12 protein-coding genes are annotated in these 14,887 nt (G+C 62.5%); 1 reads left to right on the top strand and 11 read right to left on the bottom strand.

Translation table 11 applies throughout. The features are described 5' to 3' along the window. The first annotated feature begins 257 nt into the window (after positions 1-257). Entirely contained in the window at positions 258-1,184 is a 927-nt protein-coding gene (locus IB252_RS09085; RefSeq protein WP_192408254.1) for a 2-hydroxyacid dehydrogenase, read from the top strand. A 139-nt stretch (positions 1,185-1,323) separates the two neighbouring features. Here the strand turns inward: IB252_RS09085 and IB252_RS09080 are convergent, their stop codons facing one another. From IB252_RS09080 to IB252_RS09030, 11 genes are all read right to left on the bottom strand, one after another. Then, on the bottom strand, positions 1,324-2,403 hold the full coding sequence (locus tag IB252_RS09080) for a tartrate dehydrogenase (protein WP_111452587.1): 1,080 nt from the start codon (positions 2,401-2,403) through the stop codon (positions 1,324-1,326). Positions 2,404-2,428: 25 nt separating this feature from the next. After that, positions 2,429-3,886 carry an NAD-dependent succinate-semialdehyde dehydrogenase gene (locus IB252_RS09075; protein WP_111452588.1) on the bottom strand — a complete coding sequence of 486 codons (1,458 nt, stop codon included), beginning with the start codon at positions 3,884-3,886 and terminating at the stop codon, positions 2,429-2,431. Between the two features lie 289 nt (positions 3,887-4,175). Next, on the bottom strand, positions 4,176-5,333 hold the full coding sequence (argE, locus tag IB252_RS09070; RefSeq protein WP_111452590.1) for an acetylornithine deacetylase: 1,158 nt from the start codon (positions 5,331-5,333) through the stop codon (positions 4,176-4,178). Beyond that, positions 5,330-6,484 carry an NAD(P)/FAD-dependent oxidoreductase gene (locus IB252_RS09065; RefSeq protein WP_192408253.1) on the bottom strand — a complete coding sequence of 385 codons (1,155 nt, stop codon included), beginning with the start codon at positions 6,482-6,484 and terminating at the stop codon, positions 5,330-5,332. Before IB252_RS09065 ends, argE begins: the two co-directional genes overlap by 4 nt. Further along, positions 6,481-7,872 (bottom strand): NAD(P)/FAD-dependent oxidoreductase, encoded by a 1,392-nt coding sequence (locus tag IB252_RS09060; RefSeq protein WP_192408252.1) that lies wholly within the window; start codon positions 7,870-7,872, stop codon positions 6,481-6,483. The genes IB252_RS09065 and IB252_RS09060 overlap by 4 nt, the downstream gene beginning before the upstream one ends. Then, positions 7,854-8,162, bottom strand: coding sequence for a (2Fe-2S)-binding protein (locus tag IB252_RS09055; protein WP_111452593.1), 309 nt, complete (start codon positions 8,160-8,162; stop codon positions 7,854-7,856). The genes IB252_RS09060 and IB252_RS09055 overlap by 19 nt, the downstream gene beginning before the upstream one ends. Further along, the gene (locus IB252_RS09050; RefSeq protein ID WP_192408251.1) at positions 8,159-10,000 is read right to left on the bottom strand and encodes an ABC transporter ATP-binding protein; all 1,842 of its coding nucleotides are present in this window, start codon (positions 9,998-10,000) and stop codon (positions 8,159-8,161) included. Before IB252_RS09050 ends, IB252_RS09055 begins: the two co-directional genes overlap by 4 nt. A 1-nt stretch (position 10,001) precedes the next feature. Continuing rightward, the gene (locus tag IB252_RS09045; protein ID WP_033062146.1) at positions 10,002-10,877 is read right to left on the bottom strand and encodes an ABC transporter permease; all 876 of its coding nucleotides are present in this window, start codon (positions 10,875-10,877) and stop codon (positions 10,002-10,004) included. Continuing rightward, the gene (locus tag IB252_RS09040; protein ID WP_111452596.1) at positions 10,874-11,830 is read right to left on the bottom strand and encodes an ABC transporter permease; all 957 of its coding nucleotides are present in this window, start codon (positions 11,828-11,830) and stop codon (positions 10,874-10,876) included. The genes IB252_RS09045 and IB252_RS09040 overlap by 4 nt, the downstream gene beginning before the upstream one ends. 45 nt (positions 11,831-11,875) lie before the next feature. Then, the gene (locus IB252_RS09035; protein WP_192408250.1) at positions 11,876-13,513 is read right to left on the bottom strand and encodes an ABC transporter substrate-binding protein; all 1,638 of its coding nucleotides are present in this window, start codon (positions 13,511-13,513) and stop codon (positions 11,876-11,878) included. A 94-nt stretch (positions 13,514-13,607) separates the two neighbouring features. Then, entirely contained in the window at positions 13,608-14,882 is a 1,275-nt protein-coding gene (locus IB252_RS09030) for an NAD(P)/FAD-dependent oxidoreductase (protein WP_111452598.1), read from the bottom strand. Positions 14,883-14,887: the final 5 nt, after the last annotated feature.

Genomic DNA, 14,887 nt, shown 5'->3' with positions numbered 1-14,887 from the left:
AGTCCGGCAACCGGGAGGTGGTTGCGATGGTGTTCAGGTTAAGCCTTGCGCGAAACGATCTACGCCGAACTTGGCCCCTGAGAAATTCGGATCGACTGTTTTCACCCTGCCAAACGGCAGATTCCTTTCGCCCGCCGAATCTGCCGGGCGGTCGCCGATCGAACATCACGAAACCCGTTTAACCCGGCCCTTTCGACAGATCCTGCGCCGACGTTGCGCGATGATGTTCAGCACCTTCATCCCTTCAGGACATGCCCATGGCCCTGCTTTATAAAGCTGACCCTGTGCGCGGCGAACAGTGGAAAGCGCTGTTCGCCAAACACGCCCCGGATATCGAATGGCGCGCCTGGCCGGACATCGGTGATCCCGCGGACATCGAATACCTCGCCGCCTGGCAGGCACCCGACGATCTAGAGGCGTTGCTGCCGAATCTGAACGTGTTGTTCGCGTTGTCGGCCGGGGTCGATCAACTGGACCTCAGTCGCTTGCCCGCGAGATTGCCGGTGGTGCGCCTGCTGGACCCGGGCATCACCCGCGGCATGTGCGAGTACGCCAGTTTTGCGGTGCTGAGCCTGCACCGGGACATGCTGCGTTATCGTCAGCAACAAATGGCGCGGTGCTGGCAGGCGCACTTGCTGCAACCGGCGGCCACGCGGCGGGTCGGGGTCATGGGCCTTGGCACCCAGGCTCAGCAGATTCTGGCGACCTTGCAGCCCCTGGGCTTTGCCTTGTCGGGCTGGGCGCGCAGTGCGCATCAGGTCACTGGCGTGGAGTGTTACGCCGGTCGCGAGCAACTGCCGGCGTTTCTCAGCCAGTGCGACATTCTGTTGTGCGTGCTGCCGCTGACGGAGCAGACCCAAGGCATTCTCGATCGTGAATTGTTCCGGCAATTGCCCCATGGCGCGGCGTTGATCAACATGGGTCGTGGCGGGCATCTGGTGGAGAGTGATCTGCTTGAGGCGCTGGACAGCGGGCAGCTCAGTGGCGCGGTACTCGATGTGCTGCAGGAAGAACCGGCGCCGGAGGATCATCCGTTTTGGGATCATCCGCAGATTCTGCTGACACCGCATATTGCCGCTATGACGCAGCCGGAGAGTGCGTTTGGGGTGTTGTTGGAGAATATTCGGCGGCATCAAAGCGGCGAGCCGATGGTGGGCCAGATCGACCGCACCCAAGGTTACTGACTAAAACACAAATCGACTGTGGGAGCGGCGGTGCGACGATTCGACTTGCTCGCGAAAGCGGTGTGTCAGTCGACATCAATATCAACTGACAGGAAGCCTTCGCGAGCAAGCCCGCTCCCACATTGGATCGGTGGAGGGTTCAGAGTCTGTCGGCGATGGCTTTGCCGACATCCTGAGTGGAACCCTTCCCCCCCAAATCCGGTGTGATCGGCCCCTGCGCAATCACCCGCTCGATCGCCTGCAAAATCCCGTCATGCGCCGCGCGATAACGCTCTTCTCCATTCCCCAGAAAATCCAGCATCAACGCCCCGGACCAGATCATCGCAATCGGGTTGGCGATGTTCTGCCCATAGATGTCCGGTGCCGAGCCATGCACCGGTTCGAACAGCGACGGAAAGCGACGTTCGGGATCGAGGTTGGCCGACGGCGCGATGCCGATGGTTCCTGCACACGCAGGCCCCAGGTCGGACAGGATGTCACCGAACAGGTTTGACGCCACCACCACATCGAACCGATCCGGTTGCAGCACGAAACGCGCGCACAGAATGTCGATGTGCTGCTTGTCCCAGGTGATGTCCGGGTATTGCGCCGCCATCAATGCGGTGCGCTCGTCCCAGTACGGCATGCTGATGGAAATCCCGTTGGACTTGGTCGCCGCCGTCAGGCGCTTGCGCGGTCGGGTCTGGGCCAGGTCGAAGGCGAACTTGAGGATCCGGTCCACGCCGCGCCGGGTAAACACCGACTCTTGCAGCACGAATTCATGCTCGGTGCCTTCGAACATCTTGCCGCCCACCGACGAATACTCGCCCTCGGTGTTCTCGCGGATCACCACGAAATCGATGTCTCCCGGCTTGCGTCCGGCCAAGGGGCACGGCACGCCGGGGAACAGGCGCACCGGGCGAATGTTCACGTACTGGTCAAAGTCCCGACGAAATTTGAGCAGCGAGCCCCACAGGGAAATGTGGTCCGGCACCTTGTCCGGCCAGCCCACGGCGCCGAAGTAGATCGCGTCGAAACCCTTGAGCTGTTCAAACCAGTCGTCGGGCATCATCTGTCCGTGTTCCAGGTAGTAATCGCAATGCGCCCAGTCGAGCACTTCGATACTCAGGTCCAGCTGCCATTTCTTCGCGGCTTGCTCCAATACGCGCAGCCCTTCCGGCAGGACTTCCTTGCCAATGCCATCGCCGGCAATCGCGGCGATTTTGAATGTCTTGCTCATCAATTTGCCTCCCCGTGTCAGTGAATTACAGCCCACCGATGTGGAAGGCTTTGACTTCAAGGTATTCATCCAGACCGTACTTGCTGCCTTCGCGGCCCAGGCCTGATTGTTTGATGCCGCCGAACGGGGCGACTTCCATGGAAATGATCCCGGTGTTGAGGCCGACCATGCCAAATTCCAGCGCCTCGCCGAAACGCCACGAACGACGCAAATCCTGAGTGAAATAGTAGGCACCCAGACCGTAAGGCGTGGCATTGGCCAAGGCGAGGGCTTCGGCTTCATTGGTAAAGCGCATCAGCGGCGCCACTGGGCCGAAGGTTTCTTCATTGGCCAGCAGCATGCCCGCGTGGGCCTCGCCGAGGACCGTGGGTTGAACAAACTGGCTGTCGCCCTCGGGCATGCCGCCGCAGAGCAAACGTGCGCCCTGGCTCAGGGCATCGTCAATGTGCCGGGCGACTTTGCTCACCGCCGCCGGGTTGATCAGAGGGCCGATGGTGACGTCGGCGTCCAGGCCGTTACCGACCTTGAGCTTGCCCACCTCCTCCACCAGACGCTGGGCGAAGCGTTCATAAATACCGTCCTGCACAAGAATCCGATTGGCGCAGACGCAGGTTTGCCCGGCGTTGCGAAACTTGCTGAGCATGATGCCGGCCACCGCCTGCTCAAGGTCAGCGTCGTCGAACACAATGAATGGCGCGTTGCCGCCCAGTTCCAGGCTCAGGCGCTTGATGTGTTCGGCGCTCTGGCGCATCAGCAAGCGGCCGACGGCGGTCGAGCCGGTGAAGGAAATCTTGCGCACGCTCGGGTTGCCGGTCAGCTCTTCGCCGATCCCGGCGGGCATGCCGGTCAACACGTTGAACACCCCGGCCGGGAGGCCCACGCGCTCGGCCAATACCGCCAACGCCAAAGCAGACAACGGCGTCAGGTCCGAGGGTTTGACGATGATCGGGCACCCTGCCGCCAATGCCGGCGCGCATTTGCGGGTGATCATCGCGTTGGGAAAATTCCACGGGGTAATCGCGGCGCACACACCCACCGGTTGCTTAAGCGTCAGCAGTCGGCGGTCACCGCTGGGGGCCGGCATGGTTTCGCCGTAGACCCGCCGGGCCTCCTCGGCGAACCATTTGACGAAACCGGCGCCGTAGCGAATTTCGCCTTTGGCTTCGTTCAACGGTTTGCCCTGTTCGCACGTCATGATCAGCGCCAGGTCGTCGAGGTTGTCGATCATGGCCTGATACCAGTGTTCGAGCAGCGCCGCACGTTCCGCCGCCGGGCGAGCGCGCCAGGCCGGCCAGGCTTTTTCCGCCGCTTCGATGGCGCGACGGGTTTCCGCGCCTTGCATCGCCGGTACGCGGGCAATCAGCTGGCCGTTGGCCGGGTCGATGACGTCCAGGGTTGCGGCGTTGTCAGCGCCGATCCACTGCCCGTCGACATAGGCGAGTTCTGCCAGAAGGCTGGGGTCTTTCAAACGATTCTTGAGCATGGTCGAGTCCTGATCCGAGACATGCTTAAGTCTATGGAGGTGCTGCGGATGAGGATGCTGAAAGTGCCGATTGGGCGGTGTTGGATGCTGAAATTCGGGGTGGGACGGCAGGCTCTACCGAGGGGAGAAAAGGTCGGTCCAGGTAAACACAGAACCCTGTGGGAGCGAGCCTGCTCGCGATAGCGGTGTGTCAGGCGACATCAATATCGACTGAGAGGACGCCATCGCGAGCAGGCTCGCTCCCACATTTGATCTCCCACATTTGATCTGTGTTTGCCATGGAACCTGATTACAGTTTCAGAGAACCGAGCAAACCATCAAGAAACCGCTCCCCGGCCTCCATCTGGCTGATCTCGACGAATTCGTCCGGCTTGTGCGCCTGTTCGATCGAGCCCGGTCCGCAGACTACCACTGGCACATCCAGGCGTTGCTTGAACAGCCCGCCTTCGGTGCCGAATGAGACTTTGGCGGTGCCGGTATCCGGCGCGGCGAAGTTCTTCAGGAAGCGCACCGCTTCAACACTCGGGTGCGTATCGAGGCCGGGATAGACGTTGACGGTTTCAATCTCGATCGCGGCGACACTGGACAGTTTTTTCGCCTCACGCACGATGACTTCGGCACGCTCGCGCATCTGTTCCAGGAACTGATCCAGATCGTCCGCCGGCAAGTTGCGCACTTCGAAATCGAGGGTGCACAGGTTCGGCACAATATTCAGCGCCTTGCCGCCGACAATCTGCCCGACATGCACGGTGCTGTAAGGCACGTCGTAGTCAGCATCCTGGGCGCCCTGCTCTTGCAGCTGCTGCTGGCTTTGACGCAACGCAGTGATGAAATCGCAGGCCACATGAATTGCATTGACCGAGCGTGGTGCCAGCGATGAGTGCGCCTCCAGGCCCCGACAGTAAGTGCGGTAAGAACCCTTGCCCTTGTGCCCCAACACAAACTGCATGTTGGTCGGCTCACCGATCAGGCACAAAAACGGCCGCACAGGTGCCAGGTGCAACACGTCCAGCAAACGGCGCACGCCGACGCAACCGGTTTCTTCGTCATGGGACAGCGCCAGTTGCAGCGGCCGGTTCAAGGGGCTGTCCGCCGCGTCGAGCATGGCGTCGATGGCCAATGCAATGAAGCCCTTCATGTCGCAACTGCCACGGCCGTAAATTCGTCCGTCCTGCACCGTCGCCTGAAACGCCGGGAAGGTCCAGGCCTGCCCCGCCGCCGGCACCACGTCGGTATGCCCGGACAGCAGAACCCCCGGCAACTCGCGCGGCCCGGTGCTGGCGAACAGGTTGGCCTTTTTGCCGGTTTCATCCTTGACGATCAGCGACTCGATGCCCTTGCTCAGCAGCAAGTCCCGCACGTACTCGATGAGGGCCATGTTCGACTCCGAAGACACGGTGTCGAAGGCCATCAGGCGTTTGAGAATATCCAGTACACGGGGTTTCATGAGGCCTTGCTCCGTTGCTCGGCTGAGAGGGCGAACCGGTTGATGGAGAACGGTTCAATCGAGGTGCTGGTGCTGCCGGTGCTGATCAGTTCAGCCATCACATCGCCGACACCCGGGCCGAGCTGAAACCCGTGGCCGCTGAAGCCGAAAGCGTAGAACAAGCCATCGACGGTGCCGCTGGGGCCCATCACCGGCAGGGAATCGGGCAGATAACCTTCGATGCCGCTCCAGACCCGGATAATGTTGAGGTTGCCGACACCCGGCAGCAGGCGGCGCATTTGCTCCATCTGATTGAGGATGCTGCGCGGCTCGACATAGGCCCGGCGATTGAGCATGTCCGGTTTGCTGCGGTAGCCACCGCCGATGACGATGTTGCCGCGCGGGATCTGCCGGAAGTAGATCACTTCCTCAGGAATTTTGGTGTACACGCCGATCACCGTCGGCAAGGCGTAAGGCACCGGTTCGGTCACGGCCATTTGCGGGCCATGGGTGTCCAGCGGCACCGGCTCGCCGAACTGCGCCGACAGTTTCTGACCCCAGGCGCCGGCGGTAATCAATAGCTGGGCGGCGCTGAATTGGCGGCCATCGGTGGTGGTAATGCTGAACTCACCACCGACCTTCTGCACCTCGGCGACTTCGGTTTGTTCCTCGATCCGCGCGCCGAGGCGTCGTGCGGCACGGGCAAACGCCGGGGCGGCCAAACGCGGGTTGGCGTGGCCATCGTGGGGCGCGTAGGAACCGCCCTTCACGTCGGGCCCGAGAAACGGGAACCGCGTGTGCAGCTCGGCACCGCGATAGATTTTCAGATCCAGTTGCGCCGCTTCGGGCGCTGCCGCGTAGGCTTCCAGTTCAGGGATTTCGTCTTCGCGATAACACACACGCATGTGCCCGCTGGCGATGAATTCGAGGTCGTCGTCGATTAGCTCCGGCAAGCGCTTCCACAGCGCCCACGAACGGTTGGCCAACGCCAGCTGCCCAAGGAATCGGCCCTGGCGCCGCACGTTGCCGAAGTTAACGCCGCTGGCGTACTGACCGATCTGATCGCGCTCCAGCAGGATCACCGACTGACCGCGCTGACGCAGAAAAAACGCCGCCGCCGAGCCCATCAGGCCGCCGCCGACAATCACGACATCGGCTTTGTGAACCGTCATGGCGACACCTCCTCGGTGAGCATCGAAAGGGGTTTGACCGGCGCCTGACCGCGCTGCCGGCCGACCTGTTGCACGCTGACGCCAGCAGCGGCAGCAATCACCTCGGCCCCGGCCTGGGAACAATAACGGCCCTGGCAACGGCCCATGCCGACCCGACTGAACGCCTTGGCCCGATTGACTTCGCAGGCGCCCTTTTCGCTGACGGTACGGCGCAACTCCCCGGCGCTGATCATCTCGCAACGACAGACGATGGCGGCATCCGGTAAATCTTTGGCTTGCGCCGACGGCCAGGGAAACGCCTGCGCCAGCCCCAGGCGAAATTGATCCATCACCGCCAGCGCGTGGCGTTGTTCGTCGCGCAACCCGGCATTCACCGGTTGGTTCAGGTCCTCCAGCAGCGCCATGGCGACCAGCCTTCCGGCATGTTCAGCGGCATCCGCGCCACGAATCTTCGAGCCGTCCCCGGCCGCGTACACACCACGGACCGAGGTCCGGCCGTCCTCATCAACCGCCAGTAACCATTGGCTGGACGCCTCATCGAAACGCAGGCGACAACCGGCCAGGTCCGCCAATTGCGTTTCCGGGCGCAGGTGATAACCCAGGGCCACGGCATCGCAATTGATCGTCAGGCTTTCCCCGCGCGCCGTGCTGACCCGCACGCCACTGACACCGCTTGCCGCGTCGCCCAGCACTTGCTGAGGTTTGATCCCTAGGTGTACCGGGATTTTCGCCTGATACAGCTGCGCCAATAGTTTCATCCCGGTGAACAGCAATCCCGGACGCGCCAGCAGTTTGGGCATGGCAAGGATGCGTTTGCTCAGCGGCGAGGTATCGAGCACTGCCGCCACCTTGGCGCCGGCTTTAACATATTGGCTGGCCACCAGATACAGCAACGGCCCACTGCCCATGAACACCACGCTGTGACCGATGGAAACCGCCTGGGATTTGAGCGCGATCTGCGCCCCGCCAAGGCTGTAGGTGCCCGCCAGTTGCCAGCCTTCAATCGGCATCAAACGATCGGTCGCGCCAGTGCAGAGGATCAACGCGTCGTAATCCGCCGTTGTATGCTTGCCCTGACTGACGCAGCACAGTTGCCCCGGCGTGAGGTTCCACACCAGCGTGTCAGGTCGGTAGTCGATCTCCCCGCGCAAACAGTCGAAGCTTTGGTGCAGATCCCGGGCCTTGCCAGCTTCGGTGCCATACAGCGTGGCGTAATCGCGGGTAAAGCCTTCCGGTTGGCGACGGTAGATCTGCCCGCCATCCCGGCGATTTTCATCGATCAGGATCGGCTTTAAACCCGCAGCCACCAGGGTTTCGGCACAGCGAATACCGGCCGGCCCGGCGCCGACGATAACGACTTTATTAGAGCTCAGCCGTGCAGTGGCCATGTCGCCTCCGGTTGTGTAGTGACGATGTCCAGCCCTTCACGGACTTCGTTGGAACAGGCACGCAGGCGTTCGCCGCTGCGGGTCCAGACCCAGCAATCCTGGCACGCGCCCATCAAACAAAAACCGGCGCGCCGGCCCGAATCGAATTCCGACTGGCGTAGCGCCGAGCCCTGGGTCAGCAACGCGACCATCAGGGTATCGCCCTGCAACGCCTCGATGGCTGCACCGTCCACCTTCAAATTGACGGTCGGCCGGCCCTGCTCGGCCAACCTCACAAAACGCCCCTTCATGCATAGGCTCCCTGGGTCATGATGTTCAAATCCTGCTGGGTTTTCAGCAGCTCGGCGGTGTCGTGGTGGCAAAGGATTTCGCTGCCACCGGCGATGACTCGGCGGCTCGGCGCGGTGTGATTGCACAGGCCATCAACCCGCACCGGGCACCGATTGAGAAAGGTGCACAACTCCGGCACGTTGGCTCTGGCGCCGATTGGCGGCAGTTCGCCGCAGGTGGTGCCGCAGTTCTCCAGCCAGCCCTGACGCAGTTCCGGCACCGAATGGATCAACAGGTCGGTGTAAGGATGAAACGGCGCCTGGGCGAACGCTTGCCGAGTGCCGGCCTGGATCTTGTGGCCGCTGTACATCACCACAATGTCATCGCACAGCGCGCGGACGGTGGAAATGTCGTGGCTGATGAACAGGTACGAAACCCCCAGTTCCTGACGCAGGTCGCGCAGCAGTTCGAGAATCGCCGCGCCGACCACAGTATCCAGCGCCGAGGTCACCTCATCGCACAGAATCAGGTCCGGTTTGGCCGCCAGCGCCCGGGCCAGGTTGACCCGCTGCTTTTGCCCGCCAGACAGTTCATTCGGACGCCGCTCGGCCATATCTCGCGGCAGGCGCACCAGGTCCAGCAACTCGCCGATGCGCTCGCGCAATGCGGCCCCTTTGAGACCGAAATACATCTTCAGCGGCCGGCTCAGAATCGTGCTGACACTGTGCATCGGGTTGAGCGCGGTGTCGGCGTTCTGGAAGACCATTTGAATGCGGCGGAACTGTTCGGCGGTGCGCTCGGACAGGCTGCCACCCAGTGGCTGACCATCGAAGGTCAGCCCGCCCAGCGCCGGGGTCAGCAACCCCGCCACCACCCGCGCCAGGGTCGATTTACCCGAGCCCGACTCACCGATCACGCCGATAGCCTGACCCCGGCGCACCGTCAGGTCGATGTCTTCCAGCACCCGAATCGACGGCATGCCGTGCATGTTCTTGTTGCCGTAACCGGCGGTCAGGCCCTGGATCGTCAGCAATGGCGTGTCTTGCGCCACATCGCAGGGCGGGCGAATCGTCGTGTCCGGCCGCGCCGCCGCCAACAGGCTGCGGGTGTATTCGTGGGCCGGGCCTTTGAGTAAGGGCGCGGTGGCGCTTTGTTCGAAAATCTCACCGCCGTTGAGCACCACAATCTGATCGGCCATCTGCGCAACCACGGCGAGGTCGTGGGACACGTAAACCGCCGTCGCTCCACGTTCACGCACCACCCGTTTGAAGGCGCGCAGCACGTCGATCTGGGTCGTCACATCGAGGGCCGTCGTCGGTTCGTCGAGCACCACCAGCAGCGGATCGCTGATCAGCGCCATCGCCGCCATGACCCGCTGTAGTTGTCCGCCCGAGACCTGATGGGGATAGCGCTGGCCGATGCGATCGGGGTCCGGCAACGCAAGGTCGCGGAACAATTCGACGGCCTTGGCTTCGAGCGCAGCCCGGCTGCCCAGGCCATGAATCAATGCGCCCTCCACCACTTGATCGATGAGTTTTTTCGCCGGGTTGAACGCCGCCGCCGCACTCTGGGCGATATAGGACACACGGTTGCCCCGCAGGCCTTGCAGCTCGTTTTCGCTCAACGCCAGCATGTCGTGCTCGCCGATCTGCACCACGCCGGACGCCAGGCGACAACCGCGCCGGGCGTAACCGAGCAGCGCCAGGGCGATGGTGGTCTTGCCGGAACCGGACTCGCCGATCAACGCCAGCACTTCGCCTTTGGCCAGGGAGAAACTCACGCCCTTGACGATTTCGACTTCGCCACGCTCGCCACAGGCGACCACGCGCAGGTTCTCGACTCGAATCAATTCACTCATTTCAATGGCCTCCCGAACGTCGACTACGTCGCGAAGACAGGCGGTCGATAAACAGATTCACACCGATGGTCAGGGTGCCGATGGCCAGCGCCGGAATCACGATGGCCGGCGCGCCCTGGTTGAGGCCGCCGATGTTTTCGCGCACCAGTGAGCCGAGGTCGGCATCCGGCGGTTGCACGCCCAGCCCGAGGAAGCTCATGCCGCTGAGCAGCAGCACGATGAAGCCGAAACGCAGCCCCAGGTCCGTCAGTACCGGGTTGAGCATGTTCGGCAGGATTTCCACGCAGGCGATGTACAGCCGACGCTCGCCCCGGGTGCGGGCCACTTGCACGTATTCCAGGGCTTCGATGTTCACCGCCATGCTGCGGGCGATGCGGAACGCGCCGGGGGTGAAACTCAGCACCGCCGTGCAGATCAGCAAGGTCACCGACGAACCGAAAGCCGAGACCATGATCAGCGCCAGCATCTTGCTCGGGATCGAGATGAAGGCGTCCATCAAGCGGCTGATCACCTCGTCCAGCCACTTCGGCGACACCACCGACAGCAGAGCGCAACTGGTGCCCAAGCCGCTGGCCAACACGGCTGCCACCAACGCCAGACCAACAGTGAAGCGTGCGCCGACGAGGATGCGGCTGAGCATGTCGCGACCCAGGTAATCGGTACCAAACGGGTAAACGGCGCTGATGCTGTCAAAGACATTGTCAGAGACCACTTCACCCACCGGGTGCGGCGCCAGCCACGGGCCGAAAATCGCCACCAGCAACCAGATCACGCACATCGCAGCCCCGATCAGACCCAGCCAGGCCGGACCATGAGACACCTTGCCAACCGACAGGTCGGGGGTCGCGGGCGTCGATTTCACAATGAGATTGTTCATTGGTTTCTCAGCCTCGGATTGGACAGAATCGCGCACAGGTCGGCAATCAGCACCAATCCCAGGTACGCCGTGCAAAACAACATAGTGCAGGCCTGGACCAGCGCCATGTCACGGTTGGTCACCGCATCGACCATCAGGCTGGCGATGCCGGGGTAGTTGAAGATCGTCTCGACGATCACCACCCCGCCCAACAGGTAGGAAAGACTCAGGGCGATGGCATTGGCAATCGGCCCGATGGCATTGGGCAAGGCATGGCGCAGGACGATGCGCATCGGGCTCACGCCTTTGAGCCGGGCCATTTCCACGTAAGGGCTATCCAGTTGATCGATCACCGCCGCCCGGGTCATGCGGGCCATTTGCGCGACGATCACGCAACACAGCGTCAGCACCGGCAAGGCGTACGTGCGCATGAATTGCCAAGGCGAGGTGATGTCACTGGCGTACGACAGCGCCGACAACCAGCCCAGGTTCACCGCAAAAATCAGCACCGCCAGGGTCGCCACTAGAAACTCCGGGACGGCGACCATGGCCAGGGTGAAAAAGCTCAGGAAGCTGTCGATGCGCCCCCCGCGGCCCATCGCCGAGCCGATGCCGAGAATCAACGCCACCGGCACTGACACCAGCGCCGTGGCGGCCGCCAGCATCAGGGTGTTGGGCACCCGCCCCGCCATCAACTCGCTGACCGCCATGGCGTTGGAAACCGACTGGCCCATGTCGCCGCTCAGCAGATTCATCAACCAGTGCAGGTAACGCAACACACCGGGCTGATCCAGCCCCAGTTTCAGGCGCAAGGCCGCCACCTGTTCCGGCGTGGCGAACTGCCCGAGCGATTGTTGCGCCGCGTCCCCCGGCAGTACCGCCGTGATCGCAAACACGACCATGGACACGATCAACAAGGTCACGATCGCGGCGCCCAGGCGCCGGCCGATCAACCACAATGTGTTGCTATTCATCGCCCTACCCTCATGCAATGTCCCCGTCGCTGCAACCACCGCTCATCAAGCGTCCAGCCAGACCTGCTCGGCGAACATGTAGCCCATGAAACCGCCCAGCGGATTGCTGCCGTAGCCTTTGATGCGCTGGTCGACACCGTCGATGTTGCTGATGAACACCGGCACGCCGATACCGCTGTGGTCATGCACCAGGGTCTGCATGTCGGCGTACATCTTGCTGCGCTTGGCGTCGTCGGTTTCACCCCGGGCAAGCATCAGCAACTGATCGAACTGATCGTTCTGCCAGCCGGATTCATTCCACGGCGCTTTCGACTGGAAGAACTGCGAGAACATCACGTCGGCGTTCGGCCGCGGATTGATGTTGCCGAAGCTCAGCGGGTGCTTCATCCAGTGGTTGGACCAGTAGCCATCGCTCGGCAGGCGGTTGACGTCGAGCTTGAGCCCGGCCTGTTTCGCCGATTGTTGCAACAGCACCGCGATGTCCACCGAACCGGTGGCGGCTGGCGATGCGACCAACGGCATGGTGATACTTTCCATACCTGCTTTTTTCAGCAGGAATTTGGCTTTTTCCGGGTCGTAGACTCGTTGCGGCAGGTCGGCGTTGTAGTAGCGCGAACCGGGGGAAATCGGATGGTCGTTACCGACCACGGCAAAGCCACGGAAAACCGCGGATTTGACCTGTTCACGGTCCAGCAGGTACTTCATGGCCTGGGTGAATTCGGCGCTTTTGCCCGGCATCTGGTCCTGGCGAATGATCAGGTCGGTGTAGTTGCCCGACGGCGCATCGACGACCCGGTGCTTGGGGCTGGCCTTGATGCGCGTGGTTGAGCGCGGGTTGACCTCGTTGATCAGATGCACGTCGCCCGACAGCAGCGCGTTGATCCGCGACGGCTCATCGGCAATGGCGATGAACTCGATCTCGTCCAGGTACGGCAGGCCCGGTTTCCAGTAGCCGGTGTTGCGCGCGGCAATCGAGCGCACGCCCGGTTTGAATTCCTTGACCTTGAACGGTCCGGTGCCGATGCCCTGGTTGAAATCGGTGGTGCCTTCCGGAACGATCAACAGGTGCGACACGGCGAGGATCGACGGCAGCTCGGCGTTCGGCGCGCTCAGGCGGATCTGGACTTCGTTGGGGCCGGTGGCTTTGATTTCTTCGAACTGCGCCATCAGCGGCATGACCTTGGAACCGGTCAGCGGATCCTTGTGGCGCGACAGCGAATACACCACGTCCGCGGCGCTCAGGGTCTTGCCGTTGTGGAAGGTCACGTCCTTGCGCAGGGTGATGGTCCACAGCGTGGCATCAGTGTTGTCGATGCGCTCGGCCAGTTCCAGTTGCGGCACCAGGTGGGCGTCGAAACGGGTCAGGCCGTTGTAGAACATGAAGTGGCGCACGTAGTCGGTCGACAACGCGCCTTTGGCCGGGTCCAGGGTATCGGCGGTGGAACTGGACATGCCGGCGACACGAATCCGCCCGCCCGGCTTGCCTTTGCCGGGGGTGGCGGCTTCTTCGGCGAACAGTTTACCGGCGGCGCTGAACAGGCTGCCGGCGCCCGCTGCCGCAACACCGGCCACACCGAGCATCTGCAAGGCGTTACGGCGGGACATGCCGCGATTGAGACCTTCGAAAACCCGCAGGCTTTCCTGGCCGGAGATCAGTTGGGAGTCGATCTTGTTGTCAGTCATATCAGTTGTACCTGTCGAAAATGAGAAGGCTCGAGTGTCCCGGTTGACCGGAACGTCCTGGAAACGCAAACGACGGTGACGCCACAACATCAACTCAATGCAAATAATCCTGGAAACGGTAATAAGCGCCCACGAATGGCAGGAACCACGGTTTGCCGAAATGCCCGGGAATCGCCGGCCATTCGAGCTCACGCCAAGGGTTGGCTTCGACGTTGCCGGCCATGACATCGGCCATGACCTGGCCCATGTGCACCGACATCTGCACGCCATGGCCGCTGTAGCCCATGGAGTGATAAACACCGCCGTGCTGACCGGCCCGAGGCAAGCGGTCGGACGTCATGTCCACCAGCCCGCCCCAGCAGTAGTCGATCTTCACATTGGCCAACTGCGGAAACATCTGCACCATCGCCGCTTGCAGCACCTTGCCGCTTTTGGCGTCGTTGACGCTGTCCGACATGGCGAACCGCGCACGGCCGCCAAACAGCAGGCGATTGTCCGGGGTGAGGCGAAAGTAATTACCAATCATGCGACTGGTGACATAGGCGCGGCGGCCCGGCAACAACTGCTCGATCAGCGACGGTGGAAGGACTTCGGTGGCAATCACGAAACTGCCCACCGGCACGATCCGCCGCCGATACCAACCCAAGCCACCGTGCTGGCAAGCGCCCGTGGCCAGCAGCACCTGACCGGCATGCAGCGATCCTTTGCTGGTGTTGACCTGATAACCGCCGGCCTGGGCTTTCCAGTCCACAACCGAGGTGCCTTGATGGATCAACGCACCCTGGCGGGCGGCGGCCTCGGCCAAACCGACACCGAAGCGCCCGACATGCATCTGCACGCCGTTGCGCTGCAGCAAGCCACCGTGGAACTGGGCGGAATTGACTTCCGCGCGGGTCTGCTCGGCGGTCAGCAATTCGACGTCGGCATCGACTTCCTTGCGAATCAGATCGCAGGTCCGTGCCAGGCCCTCGTAGTGCATCGGCTTGGCCGCCAGTTTGAGCTTGCCGTTGCGGATCAGGTCGCAGGCGATTTGCTCCTGCTCCACCAGCGACACCACGCTCTGCACCGCGCTTTCGTAAGCCTGGTAATAAGCCCGCGCCTTGTCAGCGCCGAGGCTGGCGCTGAGCCCGGCGTAGTCCTGGGCAACGCCGGTGTTGCACTGGCCGCCATTGCGCCCCGACGCTTCACCGATGACCTTTCCGGCCTCGAGCACCACCACACTGGCGCCCTTCAAGGCCAACGCCCGGGCCGCCGCCAAGCCGGTGAAACCACCACCGACGATGGCCACGTCGACCTGCCCAGGCAATGCGCCGAGCTGTGCACCGCTGAACGCCGGTGCGGTGTCGAGCCAGTAGGATTCACTGCCCATGTCTA

Source organism: Pseudomonas sp. PDM10 (assembly GCF_014852295.1).
GTDB lineage: Bacteria > Pseudomonadota > Gammaproteobacteria > Pseudomonadales > Pseudomonadaceae > Aquipseudomonas.
This window is presented reverse-complemented; position numbering and strand designations above follow the sequence as displayed.

Coding starts and splice junctions, on each gene's coding strand:
- IB252_RS09075 (WP_111452588.1), bottom strand. CDS start 3,886: ATGCTCAAGAATCGTTTGAAAGACCCCAGCCTTCTGGCAGAACTCGCC.
- IB252_RS09055 (WP_111452593.1), bottom strand. CDS start 8,162: ATGAAGGGGCGTTTTGTGAGGTTGGCCGAGCAGGGCCGGCCGACCGTC.
- IB252_RS09035 (WP_192408250.1), bottom strand. CDS start 13,513: ATGACTGACAACAAGATCGACTCCCAACTGATCTCCGGCCAGGAAAGC.
- argE (WP_111452590.1), bottom strand. CDS start 5,333: ATGAAACCCCGTGTACTGGATATTCTCAAACGCCTGATGGCCTTCGAC.
- IB252_RS09085 (WP_192408254.1), top strand. CDS start 258: ATGGCCCTGCTTTATAAAGCTGACCCTGTGCGCGGCGAACAGTGGAAA.
- IB252_RS09050 (WP_192408251.1), bottom strand. CDS start 10,000: ATGAGTGAATTGATTCGAGTCGAGAACCTGCGCGTGGTCGCCTGTGGC.
- IB252_RS09060 (WP_192408252.1), bottom strand. CDS start 7,872: ATGGCCACTGCACGGCTGAGCTCTAATAAAGTCGTTATCGTCGGCGCC.
- IB252_RS09045 (WP_033062146.1), bottom strand. CDS start 10,877: ATGAACAATCTCATTGTGAAATCGACGCCCGCGACCCCCGACCTGTCG.
- IB252_RS09040 (WP_111452596.1), bottom strand. CDS start 11,830: ATGAATAGCAACACATTGTGGTTGATCGGCCGGCGCCTGGGCGCCGCG.
- IB252_RS09065 (WP_192408253.1), bottom strand. CDS start 6,484: ATGACGGTTCACAAAGCCGATGTCGTGATTGTCGGCGGCGGCCTGATG.
- IB252_RS09080 (WP_111452587.1), bottom strand. CDS start 2,403: ATGAGCAAGACATTCAAAATCGCCGCGATTGCCGGCGATGGCATTGGC.
- IB252_RS09030 (WP_111452598.1), bottom strand. CDS start 14,882: ATGGGCAGTGAATCCTACTGGCTCGACACCGCACCGGCGTTCAGCGGT.